Source organism: Streptomyces chlorus (genome assembly GCF_042655885.1).
GTDB classification, from domain to species: Bacteria; Actinomycetota; Actinomycetes; order Streptomycetales; family Streptomycetaceae; genus Streptomyces; species Streptomyces chlorus.
Genome location: NZ_JBHSOA010000020.1, coordinates 1 through 2,098, shown reverse-complemented (window position 1 = coordinate 2,098; position 2,098 = coordinate 1). Strand labels below are relative to the sequence as shown.

Below are 2,098 nucleotides of genomic sequence, written 5' to 3'. Positions count from 1 at the left end.
CGGGGTCCTCTCCGCCATGGCGCAGGAGTCCGTGTCCGAGGGGGCCGTGACCGTACCGGCCCTGCGCAAGGGGCGTGACGAGGAGGTTACGCTCGTCACCGCACTCGCCCAACTGCACGTCCACGGCGTGCGGGTGGAGTGGGCCGCGTTCTTCGTGGGCACCGGCGCTCAGCCGGTGGACCTGCCGACGTACGCCTTCCAGCACGAGCGGTTCTGGCCGAAGATGACCTTCCAGCCGGCCGACGCGACCGGACTCGGACTCACCTCCGCCAACCACCCGCTGCTCGGCGCCGCCATGTCCGTGGCCGGCTCCGACGAACTTCTACTGACGGGCACCCTCTCGCTGGCCACCCACCCCTGGCTGGCCGACCACGTCGTCAGCGGGATGGTCTTCTTCCCCGGCACGGGCTTCCTCGAACTCGCCATCAGGGCCGCCGACCAGGCCGGCTGCGACCGCGTCGAAGAACTGATGCTGGCCGCCCCCCTCCTCCTGCCGCGCACGGGCGCCGTTCAGGTGCAGATCTCCATCGGGGGCGCGGACGAGGAGGGCCGTCGCGAACTGCGCTTCTACACCCGCCCCGCCGACGCCCGCGACGACGAGTGGACGCTGCACGCCTCCGGGCGGATCGGCAACGGCGAGCAGGTGCTCGACTTCGACGGAGCCGTGTGGCCGCCCAAGGGCGCGACCGTGGTGGACATCGAAGGGCTCTACGACCGCTACGCGAGCAACGGACTCGACTACGGCCCGGTCTTCCGCGGCCTGCGCGCGGTCTGGCGCCGGGGTGCGGAGATCTTCGCCGAGGTCGCCCTCGACCGCGCGGTCAGCGACGCCGGCGACTTCGGCGTGCACCCGGCGCTGCTCGACTCCGTCCTGCACAGCACGGTCTTCGCCAGCGCGGACGGCGACGACCGCAGCCTTCTGCCCTTCGCCTGGAACGGGGTGTCCCTGCACGCCTCCGGCGCCTCCACCCTGCGCGTCCGGGTGACCAGCAACGGCCAGGACTCCGTACAGCTCGCCGTGGTCGACGTACAGGGCGAACCGGTGATCTCCGTGGACTCGCTGGTCCTGCGGGCAGCCGGACCCCAGCCCGCCGACACCGGCCGTCGTGACGAACTGAACTCGCTCTTCCGCGTCGACTGGGTGCCCGGCACTCCGGAGAAGGTGTCCGCGGACACCACTTGGGTGGTGCTCGGCACGGACGAACTGGGTCTGGGCGCCGCCCTCGCCTCGACCGGCGCCGTCAGCCTCGGCGCCCCGGCGGCCATCCTCGCCGAACTGGCCGCCCGCGAGGGCGCGGCGATGCCTGCCATCGTGGTCGTACCCCTCCGGGGCGACAGCGCGCGCGGCGCGCAGTCGGCCCACGAACTCGCCCTCCACACCCTGACGTTGGTGCAGGAGTGGCTGGCCGATGAGCGGTTCGCCGGCTCGCGGCTGGTGTTCGTCACCCGTGGCGCCGTCGAGGACGCCCACGGGGGCGTCACGGACGTGGCCGCCTCCTCGGTGTGGGGCCTGGTGCGCTCCGCGCAGGCGGAGAACCCCGGGCGGTTCCTGCTCGTGGACGCCGACGACGCCGACGAGTCGGCGTCCGTACTCCCCGGCCTGCCGGGCCTGGTGGACGCCGACGAGCCGCAGGCCGTGGTCCGCGAGGGCGCGCTGCGGGTGGGCCGGCTCGCCCGGCTGGAGTCCGGCACGGGCCTGGTGCCCCCGACGGGCGGGCCCTGGCGGCTGGACAGCCGCGCCAAGGGCAGCCTGGACGGGCTGACCCTGGCGCCCTTCCCCGAAGTTCTTGAGCCGCTGATCGGTCACCAGGTGCGGATCGAGGTCCGCGCCGCCGGTGTCAACTTCCGCGACGTCCTCAACGCCCTGGGCATGTACCCCGGCGAGGCCGGACTGTTCGGCTCCGAGGCGGCCGGCGTCGTGGTCGAGACCGGACCCGACGTCACCGGACTCAACGTCGGCGACCGGGTCATGGGCATGCTCTTCGGCGGCTTCGGCACCCATGTGGTGGGCGACGAACGCATGATGACCCCCATCCCCGAGGGGTGGTCGTGGGAGGTTGCGGCGTCGGTGCCGTTGGTGTTCTTGACGGCGTATCAC

General features: G+C 72.8%; 1 protein-coding gene. It reads left to right on the top strand.

Going from position 1 to position 2,098, the window contains the following annotated elements; translation table 11 throughout:
• Nucleotides 1-16 precede the first annotated feature (16 nt).
• Nucleotides 17-2,098 (top strand): polyketide synthase dehydratase domain-containing protein (locus ACFPZI_RS10885; protein ID WP_381361483.1); only part of this gene is annotated, 2,082 nt, incomplete at its 3' end.